The 16,940-nt window shown below is 32.6% G+C and carries 14 protein-coding genes; 7 read left to right on the top strand and 7 right to left on the bottom strand.

Annotated features, from left to right (window positions below; translation table 11 throughout):
• Window positions 1-88: 88 nt before the first annotated feature.
• The 3 genes from ABD730_RS10495 to prfB all read right to left on the bottom strand — a co-directional run bounded on the left by ABD730_RS10495 (window position 89) and on the right by prfB (window position 2,037).
• Window positions 89-559, bottom strand: a complete 471-nt coding sequence (locus ABD730_RS10495) for a hypothetical protein (protein ID WP_334466430.1) — start codon at window positions 557-559, stop codon at window positions 89-91.
• 12 nt (window positions 560-571) lie between these two features.
• Entirely contained in the window at window positions 572-913 is a 342-nt protein-coding gene (arsC, locus tag ABD730_RS10490) for an arsenate reductase (glutaredoxin) (protein ID WP_334466427.1), read from the bottom strand.
• 19 nt (window positions 914-932) lie between these two features.
• Window positions 933-2,037, bottom strand: a protein-coding gene (gene prfB / locus ABD730_RS10485; protein ID WP_215925896.1) for a peptide chain release factor 2 whose coding sequence is annotated in 2 segments (ribosomal slippage) — window positions 933-1,973 and window positions 1,975-2,037 — 1,104 coding nt in all. Because the reading frame shifts where the segments join, the coding sequence is not laid out codon by codon here.
• A gap of 104 nt (window positions 2,038-2,141) precedes the next feature.
• Between prfB and ABD730_RS10480 the strand changes: the two genes are divergently transcribed.
• Both ABD730_RS10480 and ABD730_RS10475 read left to right on the top strand, forming a co-directional pair.
• Entirely contained in the window at window positions 2,142-4,556 is a 2,415-nt protein-coding gene (locus ABD730_RS10480) for a zinc-dependent metalloprotease (protein ID WP_344714419.1), read from the top strand.
• Window positions 4,557-4,559: 3 nt separating this feature from the next.
• The gene (locus tag ABD730_RS10475; RefSeq protein WP_334466418.1) at window positions 4,560-5,579 is read left to right on the top strand and encodes a threonine aldolase family protein; all 1,020 of its coding nucleotides are present in this window, start codon (window positions 4,560-4,562) and stop codon (window positions 5,577-5,579) included.
• Here ABD730_RS10475 and ABD730_RS10470 read toward each other — a convergent pair.
• A complete protein-coding gene (locus ABD730_RS10470) occupies window positions 5,572-5,895 on the bottom strand; it encodes a YbaB/EbfC family nucleoid-associated protein (protein WP_215925894.1) in 324 nt (107 codons plus the stop codon). The genes ABD730_RS10475 and ABD730_RS10470 overlap by 8 nt on opposite strands.
• Window positions 5,896-5,969: 74 nt before the next feature.
• Between ABD730_RS10470 and ABD730_RS10465 the strand changes: the two genes are divergently transcribed.
• Both ABD730_RS10465 and capA read left to right on the top strand, forming a co-directional pair.
• Window positions 5,970-8,033, top strand: a complete 2,064-nt coding sequence (locus tag ABD730_RS10465) for a S9 family peptidase (RefSeq protein ID WP_334466414.1) — start codon at window positions 5,970-5,972, stop codon at window positions 8,031-8,033.
• A gap of 71 nt (window positions 8,034-8,104) precedes the next feature.
• Window positions 8,105-9,142: a cysteate synthase gene (capA, locus tag ABD730_RS10460; protein ID WP_334466412.1), complete on the top strand. Its 1,038-nt coding sequence runs from the start codon at window positions 8,105-8,107 to the stop codon at window positions 9,140-9,142.
• A 370-nt stretch (window positions 9,143-9,512) separates the two neighbouring features.
• On the opposite strand, the gene ABD730_RS10455 is transcribed toward capA, so the two are convergent.
• Window positions 9,513-9,782, bottom strand: coding sequence for a hypothetical protein (locus ABD730_RS10455; RefSeq protein WP_344714416.1), 270 nt, complete (start codon window positions 9,780-9,782; stop codon window positions 9,513-9,515).
• Between the two features lie 745 nt (window positions 9,783-10,527).
• Here ABD730_RS10455 and capB point away from each other — a divergent pair.
• The gene (gene capB / locus ABD730_RS10450; RefSeq protein ID WP_215925890.1) at window positions 10,528-11,787 is read left to right on the top strand and encodes a cysteate-C-fatty acyltransferase; all 1,260 of its coding nucleotides are present in this window, start codon (window positions 10,528-10,530) and stop codon (window positions 11,785-11,787) included.
• Between the two features lie 108 nt (window positions 11,788-11,895).
• Here capB and ABD730_RS10445 read toward each other — a convergent pair whose 3' ends face one another.
• Both ABD730_RS10445 and ABD730_RS10440 read right to left on the bottom strand, forming a co-directional pair.
• A complete protein-coding gene (locus tag ABD730_RS10445) occupies window positions 11,896-13,017 on the bottom strand; it encodes a GTP cyclohydrolase (RefSeq protein ID WP_334466404.1) in 1,122 nt (373 codons plus the stop codon).
• Window positions 13,018-13,035: 18 nt separating this feature from the next.
• The gene (locus tag ABD730_RS10440; protein WP_334466401.1) at window positions 13,036-14,007 is read right to left on the bottom strand and encodes a transporter; all 972 of its coding nucleotides are present in this window, start codon (window positions 14,005-14,007) and stop codon (window positions 13,036-13,038) included.
• 133 nt (window positions 14,008-14,140) lie between these two features.
• On the opposite strand from ABD730_RS10440, the gene ABD730_RS10435 reads away from it, so the two are divergent.
• Window positions 14,141-14,413, top strand: coding sequence for a DUF4834 family protein (locus tag ABD730_RS10435; protein WP_334466399.1), 273 nt, complete (start codon window positions 14,141-14,143; stop codon window positions 14,411-14,413).
• Between the two features lie 86 nt (window positions 14,414-14,499).
• Entirely contained in the window at window positions 14,500-16,938 is a 2,439-nt protein-coding gene (locus ABD730_RS10430; protein WP_344714413.1) for a YfhO family protein, read from the top strand.
• The last annotated feature ends 2 nt before the right edge of the window (window positions 16,939-16,940 follow it).

The raw sequence follows: 16,940 nt of genomic DNA, 5'->3' as shown, positions 1-16,940 counted from the left end.
GCAAAAATACCTTTAGTTTAACCGAAATTGGTTAATCTTTTGTTAAAGACATCTGTTAAAAATGTGTGAATTTTTTCCTAAAAAAGAATTAGTCTTTGTTCTTTTTTCGCTTCTTTTTTTTGCGTTTTTCTTTCTTCTTTTTTACAACTTCCTTTTCATTAAATTCGCCCTTAATCATTTCTGTGATCTTGGTCATGTCACTTTCTGATATAAGTTCTTTTAGTTCAGTGAAATGTGTTTTTTCTAAGTGCTCTATTGCTGCTTTACGATCAAGATAATGCTCATATTTTATTTTAAGTATAGCAAGTTTAGCATCAAAAAAACTAACTATTGTTTGTTTGGTAATGTGTTTTTGAAATTCGTCTCCTTCTAAAGTAGATATGAAGTTATTAATATATTCTTCTTTACGTTCCTCCATTTCACGCTCTCGTTTTTCGATCTCTGAGTCGGTAGGTTCTCTATTTGTTTGTGGAATGTTATTCGTTCTACCACGTTGACTTTGTGCATGGATGTTTAAGCCAAGTAAAAGAGCAAAAAGTACTAATGTTATTTTTTTCATTGTCTTATTTATTTAGATAATGTTTAATATGTTCTCAGGTGGTCTGCCAATAGTTGCTTTGTCTTCGTTAATTACAATTGGTCGCTCTATTAATTTAGGATGTTTAAGCATAGCCTCAATAATTTCCTGATCAGACAGTGTTTTACCTTTGTATTCAGATTTCCAAATGGCTTCATTTTTTCTGATTAAGTCCATTGGTTTTATACCCAATTTAGAAATAATTGACAGGAGTTCTTTAGATGTTAATTCCTTTTCAAGATATTTTATAATTTCAAATTCTTTTCCGGATGCTTCTAATATAGAAAGACCTTGTCTAGATTTTGAACATCGTGGATTGTGGTATATTTTAATCATTTCTTTTAGTTTATTGCAATTATAATGCCGAATCTTCTTTTTGTCCCATCATCATTAAATACGCTTTTAAGAAGGGTTCTATATCTCCATCCATAACAGCATCAACATTTCCTGTTTCGTAAGCAGAACGGACGTCTTTTACTAACTTATAAGGATGCATTACGTAGTTTCTAATTTGACTTCCCCATTCAATTTTCATTTTTCCAGCCTCAATATCGTCACGCTGTGCCATTTGTTTTTGTAGCTCAATTTCATATAATTGCGACTTTAACATTTGCATGGCTCTTGTTCTGTTATCGTGTTGAGAACGTGTTTCTGAACATTGAATTTGTATGCCTGATGGTTTATGTAATAATTGAACTTTTGTTTCTACTTTGTTTACATTTTGTCCGCCAGCTCCACTCGAACGTGCTGTTGTAATTTCAATATCTGCCGGATTAATGTCAATCTCAATTGTATCATCAACTAAGGGGTAGACGTAAACGGAAGCAAAACTCGTATGGCGTTTTGCGTTGCTGTCAAATGGAGAAATACGTACTAAACGATGCACGCCGTTTTCTCCTTTAAGCCAACCAAAAGCAAAATCACCTTCAATTTCTAAGGTTACCGTTTTTATACCTGCAACATCACCATCTTGAAGGTTAAGTTCTTTTACTTTATAACCATTTTTTTCGGCATACATTAAATACATACGCATTAGCATACTTGCCCAATCACAAGATTCAGTTCCTCCTGCGCCAGCTGTAATTTGTAAAACAGCACTTAAACTGTCACCTTCTTCCGAAAGCATATTTTTAAACTCTAGCTTTTCAATGGCATTGATTGCAGTAGCATAACGCGCTTCCACATTTTCCATAGGCGCTTCATCTTCTTTATAGAATTCGTATATGACTTCTAAATCTTCAAAAAGCGATTTGGCGTTGTTATAATCGTTAACCCAACTTTTTTTCTCTCGAATAGATTTCATAACCAACTCGGCGGCTTTAGAATCATTCCAGAAATTTGGATCAAAAGTTTGTTCTTCTTCGTTAGCGATTTCTATGAGCTTAGCATCTAAGTCAAAGATATTGTCTAAGTACGTCTAGACGGGAATTAAGATCTTTTATTTGATCTGATGTTATCATAGTGTAAGATAATTTTATACAAATATAAGCAGCGTTAATAAAGTGCCATAATTTTGAATCGGTTTTTTAGAAATTCCGTAGTTTTATGATTCAATAGTTGTGTTATGAAAAAATTAGCTTTCTTATTTTGTTTTGTATGTATTACTTTTCAATTTCAAGCTCAAATACTTGATAAAAAAGATTTGAAAACGCATGAAGGCTATTTTGACTTTTATTATGAAGAAAGTACTGATAAAATCTATCTTCAAGTTGAAAAACTGAATGAAGCATTTTTATATGTAAATTCTTTAGCGACAGGTATAGGAAGTAACGACATAGGTTTAGATAGAGGGCAGCTAGGAAATGAACGGCTGGTTTATTTTAAAAAAGCAGGAAACAAACTATTGCTTGTTCAGCCTAATTTAAAATATAGAGCAAATACCGATAATAAATTAGAGCAAAAAAGTATTGAACAAGCTTTTGCAAAATCAGTATTATTTGGTTTTAAGATATTGTCTGAAAAAGAAGGGGTGTATATCATTGATTTTACTCCGTTTTTAATGGAAGATACTTATGGTGTTGCTAATAACTTAAAAAGAAATAAAGAAGGATCTTATAAATTAGATGCTTCAAAAAGTGCTTTAGCTTTAGAACGTACAAAAGCGTTTCCTGAGAATGTTGAATTTGAAGCCTTACTAACCTTTAAAGGTGAACCAACAGGAAGGAATTTACGGAGTGTTACTCCAACGCCTTCTTTGGTAAGTGTGGTTCAGCATCACTCGTTTATCAAATTACCTGATAATAATTATAAGCCTAGAGTCTTTGATACACGTAGTGGCGCAATTTCGATGTCGTATATGGATTATGCAACTCCAATTCAAGACGCTATTACAAAGCGGTTTATTATTCGCCATCGCTTAGAAAAGAAAAATCCAAATGCCGAGTTAAGTGAAGCAAAAGATCCAATTATCTATTATTTAGATCCAGGGACTCCAGAACCTGTTCGTTCTGCTTTGCTAGATGGTGCACGATGGTGGAATGAAGCTTACGAAGCAATTGGGTTTAAAGATGCTTTTCAGGTAAAGCTACTGCCAGAAGATGCAGATCCTATGGATTGTAGATATAATGTGATTCAGTGGGTACACAGAAGTACAAGAGGTTGGAGTTATGGTGCAAGTGTGGTTGACCCACGAACTGGAGAGATTATCAAAGGACATGTGAGTTTAGGTAGTTTACGTATTCGTCAAGATTTTATGATTGCGCAAGCTTTAATGAATAAGCCATTTGAAGAGCGCGACAATAACTATCAGCCTATGTTAGATATGGCATTAGCTAGAATTAGACAATTAAGTGCGCACGAAATAGGTCATACGATTGGTTTTGCTCATAATTTTGCAGCAAGTACTAATAACAGAGCATCGGTAATGGATTATCCACATCCTCAGGTTACTTTAAAAGATGGAGATATTGATTTTAGTAATGCTTATGCAACAGGAATAGGAGAGTGGGATAAAGTTACTGTTGCCTATAGTTATTCTGAATTTAAAAAAAACATAAACGAAAAAGACGCTTTAAATGAAATTTTGAAAAAAGCTCAAGATAAAGGCTTGCGTTTTATTACTGATGCCGATGCTAGAGCTGCAGGCGGAGCGCATGCTTTAGCGCATTTATGGGATAATGGAAAAACACCTGCAGAAGAATTAGAGGCTGTTTTAGAATTACGTCAGCATGCTATTTCAAACTTTTCTGTAGATAATATCAAAGCTTACGAACCTTATTCTACTTTAGAAGATGTATTTGTGCCTTTGTATTTTTATCATCGTTATCAGGTAGAGGCTGCTACTAAAGTTATTGGTGGTTTAGATTATAATTACGCTGTAAAAGGTGATGGGCAATTAACTTCAAAACCCGTTAACGTTGCTATGCAGGAAAAAGCTTTAGATGCGATTCTTACAACTTTAAATGTAGAAACTTTAGCAATACCTAAAGACAAATTAAGTCTGTTTCCGCCAAGAGCTTATGGGTATAATCGTACTCGTGAGTCCTTTAAAGGTAAAACGGGAGTTGCTTTTGATCCTTTTAGTGCTGCAAATACGGCGAGTGATATGACTTTGAAGTATTTGTTACATCCACAACGTACCAATCGTTTAGTCTTGCAGAAAAGTTTAGATAAAAATCAATTGGGTTTAGAAGACCTAATGGGACAGCTCTTAAAAGATTCATTCGGGAAGAATTATAAAGATGCATATCTAAATGAAATACAACAACAAATCAATGTGAACGTTCTAAAATATCTCATGAATTTAGGAGTTAGTAATCAATCCTATTTTCAAGTTAAAGCTGAGGCTAATAAAGCTATAAATGATATTGAAAAGATGTATTTAGCAAAGAAAAAGATTTCAGAGGCTTATGTTGATCAGTTTCAATATATGCTTTTTGAATATAGATTACATCCTGAAAAATTTAAATTAGAAAGTTCACCCAAAATACCAGACGGTTCGCCAATAGGAAGTGCTGTTTGTAATTACAATTCAAATTAAAATATGATTATAGATTTAAGAAGCGATACAGTTACCAAACCAACTAAAGAAATGCTTAATACTATGCTAACTGCAGAGGTTGGTGACGATGTCTATAAAGAAGATCCTTCTGTAAATGCTTTAGAAAGACGTTTAGCTGATATGTTTGGCATGGATGAAGCCTTATATTTTCCAACAGGAAGTATGGCAAATCAAGCCGCTTTAAAATTACATACCAATCCTGGCGAACAAGTAATTTGCGATAAATATGCGCATATTTATAATTATGAAGGAGGAGGGGCATCGTTTAATAGTGGGATTTCATGTAAATTAATTGATGGCAATCGAGGTATGTTTACGGCTGCACAAGTAGAAGATTCTATAAATCCACCAGATTTTTATCACAGTCCATTAACGGCTTTGATCGCTGTAGAAAATACGACAAATAAAGGAGGTGGAGCTTGTTGGGATTTTGAAGAGCTTAAAAAAATCAGAAATGTTGCTAATAACCATAAGTTAGGTTATCACTTAGATGGAGCGCGTCTTTGGAACGCACTAATCTATAAAAATGAAGAACCAAAACAATACGGTGAATTGTTTGATACAATTTCTGTTTGTTTAAGTAAAGGCTTAGGATGTCCAATGGGTTCGGTTCTTATTGGAAATAGTGACTTAATGAAAGGCGCCTTAAGAGTGCGTAAAATTTTTGGAGGTGGCATGCGACAAGTTGGTTTTGCCGCTGCTGCTGGGTTATTCGCATTAGATAATAATATTGAACGATTAGCAGAAGATCATAAAAAAGCTAAAGAAATAGGTGAAGAGTTATCTAAACTATCAATAATTAAAAAAGTAGAACCTATTGAAACCAATATTGTCATTTTTGAATTAAATGACGGTGTGGATGAAGCACAATTCTTAAATAACTTAAAAGAAAAGCATATTCATATTATAGGAATGGGAAGCAATAAATTACGCATGGTCACGCATTTGGATTATACAGACCAAATGCATGACAAGCTTTTAACAGAATTAAATTCTATTTAAACATATCCATGCCAGGAATACTTGGCATGCCTTCTTTAGCAACAGCAGCAACTTCTGTTTCATGTACGTTGGTTGCTTTTTCTATTGCTTTGTTTAATGTTAAGATTAAATAATCTTCTAACATGTCTTTGTCTTCAAGCAACTCATCAGCAATGTCAATAGACTTTATTGTTCTGTTAGCTGTAATGGTTACTTTAAGTTTGTTGTCGTTACTTGTTTCATCAATTAAAACGGTATGTAGACGTTCTTTAGTTGCTTCAACTTTTTTTTGAGCTTCTTTTAATTTGCCCATCATACCCATCATATCTCCAAACATAATCTTGTGTTTTAAATTTTTACGATGCAAAATTACTAAATTGCGCCTTTTTTTAGACTAAATATTCATAACAAATGATAAAAAATCCAGATATAAAACCTCCAATAGCCAAGAAGATTCCACATCAGTTAGAAAAACATGGTGATATTCGTATTGATAATTATTTTTGGATGAAAGACAGAGAACATCCTGAAGTTATAGATTATCTCAATGCCGAAAACGAATATTGTAATTCTGAAATGGCTCATACAAAAGATTTTCAGACCGATTTGTTTGAAGAAATGAAAGCTAGAATTAAGGAGGATGATTCTTCTGTACCTTATAAATATAATGGCTATTGGTATATCACGAAATTTGAAAAAGGAAAAGATTATCCTATATATACACGTAAAAAAGAGCGTTTAGATAATCCTGAAGAGCTATTGTTCGACTGTAATAAAATGGCAGAAGGGGAAAGCTATTTTAAATTAGCAGGTATTAGTATTAGTCCAGATAATAAATTAGTTTCCTATGGTATTGATACCACAGGAAGACGAAATTATACGATTCATATTAAGAATTTAGAAACGCATGAAGTAGCTTCAGATAGAGTCAAAAACACAACAGGATCTTCAAGTTGGGCCAATGATAATGAAACTCTATTTTACACTAAAAAAGACGAGGTTACGCTTAGAGCGTTTCAAATATATAAACATCGTTTAGGGGATAATTCTGAAGATGAACTTGTTTTTGAAGAAGGAGATGATACGTTTGGAGTTGCTGTTTATAAGTCAAAATCTAGAAAATATATCATTATTGCATGTTATAGTACATTGACAAATGAATATCATATTCTTGATGCTAATAATCCAGAAGGGAAATTTAAGGTTTTTCAACCACGAATAAGAGGATTGGAGTATAGCATATCACATTATGATAACCATTTTTATATGCTGACGAATAAGGATAAGGCGACCAACTTTAAGCTAATGAAAACGTTAGAAACTGATACTAAAGTTGAAAACTGGACAGAAGTCATAGCTCATAGAGAAGATGTGTTACTAGAAGGTATCGATATTTTTAAAGACTATTTAGTTATTAGTGAGCGCAAAAATGGCTTAAATGAAATACGAATAAAGCGTTGGGATGGAAGTGAAGATTATTACCTGCCATTTGATAATGAAACGTATACAGCTTATACAGGTACCAATGTAGATTTTGATACCGAAGTGTTACGCTATGGTTATAATGCCATGACGACTCCATCTTCGGTTATTGAGTTTAATATGCGTACTAAAACTAAAACGGTATTAAAGGAGCAAGAGGTTTTAGATAAGAATTTTAACAAGGACAATTATATTTCTGAACGTATTTGGGCCACAGCAGAAGATGGTACTAAAATTCCAATGTCTGTTGTTTATAAAAAAGGGATTAAAAAAGATGGCTCAAACCCATTGTTACAATACGCATACGGAAGTTATGGCTCTACAGTAGATCCTTATTTTTCAACAGTACGATTGAGTTTGTTAGACCGTGGATTTATCTATGTAATTACACACATTAGAGGTGGTGAATATTTAGGACGTGATTGGTACGAAGATGGAAAGTTACTGAATAAGAAAAATACATTTTCAGATTTTATTGCCTGCTCTATTCATTTAATAAAAGAACGTTATACATCTTCTGAACACTTATATGCTATGGGAGGTAGTGCCGGCGGTTTGCTAATGGGAGCTATAATTAATGAAGCACCAGAATTGTACAACGGTATTATTGCAGCAGTCCCTTTTGTAGATGTTATTACTACAATGTTAGACGATTCTATACCATTAACGACAGGTGAGTATGATGAATGGGGAAATCCAAACGATAAACTTTATTATGATTATATAAAATCGTATTCGCCATATGACAATGTTGAGGCAAAAGCTTACCCAAATATGTTAATTACAACAGGACTTCACGATTCACAAGTGCAATATTGGGAACCTGCAAAATGGGTAGCTAAACTTAGAGAGATGAAAACAGATTCTAATAAATTATATTTAAAAACAAACATGGATGCTGGTCATGGTGGTGCTTCTGGGCGTTTTGAAAGTTTAAAAGAGGATGCTGAAGAGTTTGCATTTCTACTTGATTTAGAAGGAATTTCAAGTTAATTCAAAAAAAAACGTTACTTTTGTGAGGTTTTAGGTGTCTAATAAATAATGACTACTGAAAATTTTCATTTATGAACAATAATAAAAATGTATTTGATAACGTGTTACAATTGATAGGTAACACGCCCTTAATCAAATTAAATAGAATGACAGCTGACTTTGATGGTGACTTTTACGCGAAAGTCGAAGCATTTAATCCAGGTCATTCTTCAAAAGATAGAATTGCATTACATATTATAGAAGAAGCAGAGCGCCAAGGTATCTTGACTCCTGGTGATACTATTATAGAAACGACATCTGGTAACACAGGTTTTAGTATTGCTATGGTAAGTATTATTAAGGGATACGAGTGTATTTTGGCTGTAAGTTCTAAATCTTCTGCAGATAAAATAGACATGTTAAAGTCTATGGGAGCAAAGGTTTATGTTTGCCCTGCACATGTAAAAGCAGATGATCCTCGTTCTTATTACCAAGTCGCAAAACGCTTACACGAAGAGAATAAAGGTTCTATTTATATCAATCAATATTTTAATCAATTAAATATTGATGCACATTACAACTCTACTGGTCCAGAAATTTGGGATCAGACTGGAGGTGAAATTACTCACTTAATTGCTTGTAGTGGAACAGGAGGAACAATTTCTGGAATCTCTAAGTATTTAAAAGAGCAAAACCCTAATGTAAAAGTTATAGGAGTTGATGCTTATGGTTCTGTACTACAAAAATATCATGAAACACGTGAGTTTGATGATAAAGAAATTTATCCATACAGAATTGAAGGTTTAGGTAAAAATTTAATTCCTTCTGCAACAGATTTTGATGCGATTGATAGATTTGTAAAAGTTACAGATGAAGAAAGTGCTCATACTGCAAGAGAAATTTCAAATACCGAAGGTCTTTTTGTAGGTTATACAAGTGGTGCTGCAATGCAAGCGATTAAACAATTACAAGAAGAAGGTGAGTTTAAACCTACAGATAAAATTGTAGTTGTTTTTCCAGATCATGGATCACGTTATATGAGTAAAGTCTATAATGATAAATGGATGGAAGATCAAGGCTTTTTTGATACTAAAAGTGCTGTTCAAGCAACTATAGAATACGTAAAATAAATTATACTTAGCATCTAAATAATAGGACCTATCATATTAAATTATGATAGGTTTTTTTTTGCTGTTTCTAAAAGAGACCATTGAAAAGGACAAAGCAAAATGGAATTACTATAATTAAAAACAGTGGGAGTATAGTCATGGTTTTGTTGTGTTCTAAGGCTAGTATTAATTCTATTTTTTAACTTCTTTTGTTATAGAAATACAAGGTATTAAGCAAATATGTAGTCATATTAAGTGTTTCGTAGGAGCTTAACAATCATTTTTTAAGTAACAGGTTTATTCTGACTTGGTAAAACGATGAACATGAGTATTATAAGTAGATTCTTCATTTTGGTTGTGGTTTTTATTTTTTCAAATAGGTATTAGTTCATTAAATAACATCTATTACCTTTTCCAATATGTAATGTGTTGCTGTGACAAAAATGGCTATAACTATAATTATTAGTAAACGAATACCTGTAGCTTTTGTATTGCTTTTTAGTTTGGTATTGAAATAAAACAGATCGCTTAAAATGTATAGTAATGCGATAATACTGCCTAAGGTGAGACTCACATAAACAAATGCTAAATCATAAATTGTATTAAATAATTTTGCCATCCAATCTGTGTTTTTTGATTTAGAACCGAGTATAATTCGCATATAAGCAAATGCACACAAGAAGGATATTAGTGTTGTTATAGTATAATTTAAAATCCGTTTTAAAACCTTCATAGGTAAATTTTGTATGGTGTCGCTTTTCTTAAATTTATCATTTTAAATCGTTGAGGTACATCAGTAAAAAACAAACTTCTATATGTTGCATACTATAAGATTGATTTTATAAGTACGTCTTTAATGTTTCTGTGGATATAAATTATGTGCTGCTTGATCGTTTATCATCCTTATTACAATTTAGACAATCTTATTTAGGTATATAATTTAGTAATTAAAAACCAGATTGAATCAGGAATGCGTTCTAACATTCAAATGGGATTAATGCTAAGATGTATAGCTTGTTTGTTGTGTTTTTATGTGTTAGATACTCTATTACTGAATAGGATAAGCCTCTAATTGTTTTTTATAAACGACAAAAAAATTAAAGAAATTGCATTTTAACGATAGAATATAGCCAATCTAAATTTGTAGTGTTTAACCCCTTAAGTGATGTGTTTGAGACCATAAGCGCTTAGTGGTGAATTTTATATAGGTGTTTTTATTTTCTTCTAATGTTGTCTATACTTTTTTTGTTTAAAACTTAGTTAATACTTAAATTAAATAAATTATGCAGTCATAATATTATTAATTAATTTTGCGAGCACTAACAAGATTAAATTAACTAAATAATTATTGATTGATTATGCAGTGTGTATTGCGTAAAACAATTGATTAACAGCAAACTTAGCGCATGAAGGATTTATTTGAAAAGATTTATAGAGACAAAGGACCGCTTGGTAAATGGGCCGCGCAAGCAGAAGGATATTTTGTATTTCCAAAGCTTGAAGGTGAGATTTCTAATAGAATGAAGTTTCAAGGTAAAGATGTTATTACTTGGAGTATCAATGATTACTTAGGTTTAGCAAATCACCCAGAAGTTAGAAAAGTAGATGGTGAAGCAGGTGTTAAATACGGTTCTGCCTATCCGATGGGAGCACGTATGATGTCAGGTCATACAGAGTTACACGAGCAATTACAAAACGAATTAGCTGCGTTTGTTAATAAGCAAGCAGCATACCTATTAAATTTTGGATATCAAGGTATGGTTTCAACCATTGATGCTTTGGTGGCCAAAGATGATATTATTGTTTATGATGTAGATTCTCATGCTTGTATTATTGATGGTGTGCGTTTACATATGGGTAAACGTTTTACTTATAAGCATAATGATATGGACAGCCTTGAAAAAAACCTTGAGCGTGCTACTAAAATGGCAGAGCAAACAGGTGGAGGGATCCTAGTTATTTCTGAAGGAGTCTTTGGAATGCGAGGAGAGCAAGGACGTTTAAAAGAAATTGTTGCCCTTAAGAAAAAATTTAATTTTAGGTTTTTTGTAGATGATGCACACGGATTTGGAACACTAGGAGCAACTGGTGCTGGAACAGGTGAGGAGCAAGGTGTACAAGATGAAATTGATGTTTATTTTGCAACATTTGCCAAATCTATGGCAAGTACAGGTGCTTTTATTGCAGCCGATCAAGAAATTATAGATTATTTAAAATATAACTTGCGTTCGCAAATGTTCGCTAAATCTTTACAAATGCAGCTCGTAGTTGGAGCATTAAAGCGTTTGAATATGTTGCGCACAATGCCAGAATTAAAACAAAATCTTTGGACTATTGTTAACGCATTACAGTCAGGTTTAAAAGATAGAGGTTTCGATATTGGAACAACTCAAAGTTGTGTGACTCCTGTATATTTAAAAGGAAGTATTCCTGAAGCTATGGCTTTAGTAAGAGATTTACGTGAGAACTACGGAATATTCTGTTCTATAGTTGTTTATCCAGTTATACCTAAAGGATTAATTTTGCTTAGAATGATTCCTACAGCAACACATACCTTAGAAGATGTAAGAGAAACTTTAGATGCTTTTGACGCTATTAGAAGTCGTTTAGAAAACGGAACTTACAAAAGAATGTCTGCAGCTTTAATTGCAGCAATGGGAGAATAATTAGAAACATTAAGTACATAAAAAACGGTTATCGCTAGAAATAGTGATAACCGTTTTTTTTGTTTGTGTAGCTCATCTATTCTAAAAATGAAGCATTTTATATCGGTTCTAATTTAAGTCCTTTTTAAATGTTTTACGCCTTGCATAAACTTTTGGATCAAAATGTTTCCATATTTGTTTTATGGCGTAATTATCTTCAAGTTCTGGAGTTCTATAACAGGTTTTTATGTTTTTTTCCTTAAAAGTCTCATAGTATTCATTAAAGATAACAGCATGTACACCTTTATTTTGATACTCAGGAAGAATTCCTATTAAATAGAAAATAACTTCTTTGCTATTTCGTTTTGCTTTGAGAATATGCGTAAAACCAAAAGGAAACAACTTACCATTTGCTTTTTGTAGGGCTGTTGCAAACCTAGGCATAACTATGGCAAACCCTATAAGTCTATCATTTTCATCTACTACAAATTTGATATATTCAGGGTTGATAAAACTGATAAATTTCTTTTTAAAATACTCTTTTTGAATGTCTGTAATTTCTACAAAAGAAGAAAGGGAGGCATAACTTTCGTTAAACAAATCGAACATACGATCTACATAAGGCATGACTTCTTCTGTCTTAGTAAATTTTAATGCTCTTAGTTTATAACGACGCTTAATGAGTTCTTGAGCTTTCTTAAAAAATATAGGCTTTACATTTTCAAAAGGGAAGCTACTTTCTGCATATTCTTTTTCAATAGTATAACCATGAGCCTTATAATGATTAACGTAATAAGGGTGGTTATACCAAGTAATCATCGTTGCTAAATGATCAAAACCTTCAGTCATCACGCCAACTTTGTCTAAATTAGAAAATCCAACAGGACCTTCGCTATAACTCAGTTGGTGCGTTCTACCAATGTGTTCAACAGTTTCAATTAATGCTTTACTAACTTCTAAATCGTCAATAAAGTCAAACCAACCAAAACGCATTTTTTTAATGTTTTGTTTATCAACTTCTAGCCAATTTACAATAGCGGCAATCCTACCAACAACTTCACCTGATTTATAAGCTAAGAAAAAACGTGCTTCAGCATCATTAAAAATAGGATTTTTGTCCTTATTAAAAGTTTCTAGTTCTTGTTTTATAATTGGTGGTACCCAATATTTTGAGTCTTTATAAAGTTTAAAAGGAAACTTTACAAATGTTTTCAAATCCTTTTTGGATGTGGCTTCTTTTATTGTAATCATGTAGTAGGGAAAGCTATATTAAGAGTCAAAGTCATCTTCTTTTTTCTTCTTGTTCTTCTTTTTTCGTTTTTTACGCTTGCCTTCATCTTTTGCAGAAGTACCATTATCTATCTTTTTATCTTCATGAAAATCTAATCGGTAAGAAGCTCCAAATGCAATATTAAAAACCGAAGGTGTATCTTTAGTATTAAATGCAATATTGGCATCTAATTGAAAATCTTTAGTCCAAAGATAAGCTCCTCCAAATCTAAAAATGTTATCAGCATAAAAATCACTTTGAATACCTTGTGTTTCTCCAAATACAACCCATTGCGGAGTAAAAGAGTGTGTTAAAGTAAGTATATATTGAAAATCGGATTGATCAGTGCCAATTCTGTCCATTATTAAATTCATTACAAAAACCCATCCATTATTGAAATTGTTTTGAGTTGCGACCATCACCTTTGGACTAAAACCTTCAATGCCTTCTGCGGTGTACGGATTCTCTTTAGTGTCTAAATTAGCACCAGCATAAACTGAAACAGCAGGTATTAATGATTTCCAATTAAATTTTCTATTGGCGTGGTAACTGTAAATATTAGGTTTAGCTTCTTCTGCATTTTTATAAGGGTCATAAACCAAATATTTAGCACCTAATGTAAAGTTTTTGAAATTAGAACGGTTGTTTTCTGCAGGAATAGCACCATTTAAATTAAGCGTTTGCGTATCGTTTTGATAAACACCATCTAGCGATAATTCTAGCTCTTCAAATAATAAGCCATATCTTAAAGCAAAATCAAGGCCAAACCCCGAAACTTTGTAATTGGCAAGAGCATGTTCTTCTTTAACGGTAAAGGCGCCAGTTTCGAGTTGAACGACTCCAGTGCCAACAGAGAAAGCACTCTTAGATACACCAGGACGATTAGAGTTAATTACTTCTGTATATTGAGCATAGGCAGAATTAAAACTGATAATAAGAATTAATATAAGTATTGATTTGAGTATTCGCATTATTTAAGGATTTAAAACCATTCGGTCTATTGAAGATTTAAGTCAAATATAGATATTTTATAGTTTTTTTAAGGAATTATATCGGATTATAAATGAGTATAATTGTATTTTTGATAATTATATTATGTTTATCATGGGATTACTGAGAACTATTTTAATTATTTTACTGGTTTACTTCGGCTTTAAGATTTTAGCCAGACTTTTTGCTCCTTTATTGGTGAAATTTGTAGCAAAAAAAGCAGAACAAAAATTTGGCGAACAATTTGGCGGATTCCAAAACCCGAATCAACAAAGACAGGCGCAAAAGCAAAAGGAAGGTGAAACAGTAATTGATAAAATGCCTAATAAAAATGGTTCTTCTAACCCAAAAGTAGGAGAGTATATCGATTACGAAGAAATTGATTAATCTATTTTTTTGCACATAGAGGAAACTCTAATGATGTTTCAAAAAAAATAACTACTTTTCAGAATCATTCAATTTAAAGCATTCTCATGTCATTTTCTATAAAACGTTTCTTGCCACATATCTTAATTTTAGTAGGATTTGTAGCGTTGTCATTAGCTTATTTTAGTCCTGTCTTACAAGGCAAAAAAATCAATCAAAGTGATATTATGCACTACATTGGTATGGCAGAACAACAAAAAGAGTTTGCCAAAACCACAGGAGAAGAAACGTATTGGACCAATAGTGCCTTTGGTGGAATGCCAACCTATCAATTAGGGGCAAAATATCCGCACAATTATATTAAAAAACTCGATTTAACCTTACGATTTTTACCAAGGCCAGCAGATTATCTCTTCCTATATTTTATAGGGTTTTATATTCTACTCTTGTCTTTAAAAGTTGATTTTAAACTTGCCGCTTTAGGAGCAATAGCCTTTGGGTTTTCAACGTATCTCATTATTATACTTGGTGTTGGTCATAATTCTAAAGCTCATGCTATTGCTTATATGCCTTTAGTATTGGCAGGTATTGTACTCACGTTTAGAAAGAAATATATACTCGGATTTATATTAACAGCTATAGCTTTAGGTTTAGAGCTTGTTGCTAATCATTTCCAAATGACTTATTACCTTTTATTATTGGTATTAGTTCTGGGCTTAGCTTATTTGATTGATTCATATCGGAAAAAGGTATTACCGCACTTCTTTAAATCTGTGGGGTTACTATCTATTGCTGCCATTTTAGCTATTGGTTTAAATGCGACCAATATAATGGCAACGCAAGAATACGTTAAAGAAAGTGCGCGTGGTCAAAGTGATTTAACCATAAACCCAGATGGTTCACCAAAGGAAGTGACAACGGGTTTAGACAAAGATTATATTACAGAATACAGTTATGGCATTTTAGAAACGTTTAACCTTTATATCCCTAAATTTATGGGAGGTGGTAATTACGAAGATGTTGGTAAAGATTCAGAAACTTACGAAGCCTATATTAATTTAGGAGCTTCTCCAATGGAAGCATTAGATGCTGCTAGAAATGCACCAATGTATTGGGGCGATCAACCTATTGTAGAAGCGCCGGCTTATGTTGGAGCGGTAATTATCTTTTTGTTTGTTTTAGGTTTATTTTTAGTGAAAGGACGATTAAAATGGTGGCTCGTTGGAGGAACCTTGTTATCACTTTTATTGTCTTATGGAAAAAACCTTGGATTTTTAACTAATTTCTTTATCGATTATGTGCCTTTTTATAACAAATTTAGAGCGGTAAGTTCAATTCAAGTAATTTTAGAATTGTGTATTCCTGTTTTAGGCATTTTTGCTTTATCACGTTTGTTTGATAGCTTTCAGAAAGATGAAGAAAAACTAAAAGCCTTGCTCTATTCCGTTGGCATCACAGCAGGTTTAGCTATCATCTTTTTACTATTTAAATCCACATTATTTGATTTTGAAGGTTTACGAGACGATCAATATATAGGTGCTTATGGGCAAGCATTTATGGATGCTGTTATTGAAGACCGAAAATCCTTAATGACCACAGACACATTAAGAACCTTAATCTTGGTTTTACTTTCGGCAGGAACGATTTACTTATTCTTAAAGAAGAAATTATCAGAAAATTTAGTGGTTGTTGTATTTGCTGTTTTAATCCTTTTTGATTTAGTTACTGTTGATAAACAATATGTAAACAACGATGATTTTATCTCAGCTATTAAAGTAGATAAACCCTACCAACCTAATCAAGCTGATAAAGAAATCTTAAAAGACAAAGGACATTTTAGAGTAATGGATATGTCTTCTGAAGGCCAGCGTATGCCAGCAAAAGCGGCTTATTATCACAATTCATTAATGGGCTATAGTGCTGCCAAATTAGGACGTGTAGAAGAGTTATTAGAGTTTCATGTGTATAAAAACAATATGAATGTCCTAAACATGCTTAATACAAAATATATTATTGCAGAAGATCAAGGGCAAATTTTCCCATATACAAACACAGAAGCTAATGGCAATGCTTGGTTTGTTTCAGAACTTAAGTTTGTTGCAAATGCTAATGAAGAAATCGTAGCTTTAGATAGTTTAAATACAAAAACAACAGCTGTCTTAGACCATGAGTTTCAAGCAGCGCATAATTTAAAAACCACGTATCAAGTTGATTCTACAGCTTCAATTCAATTAAAAGAGTTTAAGCCCAATTATTTAAAATACGAATCTAATAACTCTAACGAAGGTTTAGCTGTATTCTCTGAAATCTATTACGCTCAAGGTTGGAATGCTTATATAAATGGTGCTTTAACACCACACTTTAGAGTAAACTACGTATTAAGAGCATTAGAATTACCTAAAGGTAAACACACCATAGAATTTAAGTTTGAGCCACAAGTTGTAGCAACAGGAAGTAAAGTGGCTTTAGCGAGTTCAGTTATTTTAGGACTTTTGCTTTTGGTTGGTGTTTTTTTTAAAATTAAAGGACGAAAGGATAAAGCTTAGTT

This window comes from Winogradskyella damuponensis (genome assembly GCF_039538385.1).
GTDB classification, from domain to species: domain Bacteria; phylum Bacteroidota; class Bacteroidia; order Flavobacteriales; family Flavobacteriaceae; genus Winogradskyella; species Winogradskyella damuponensis.
This window is presented reverse-complemented; position numbering and strand designations above follow the sequence as displayed.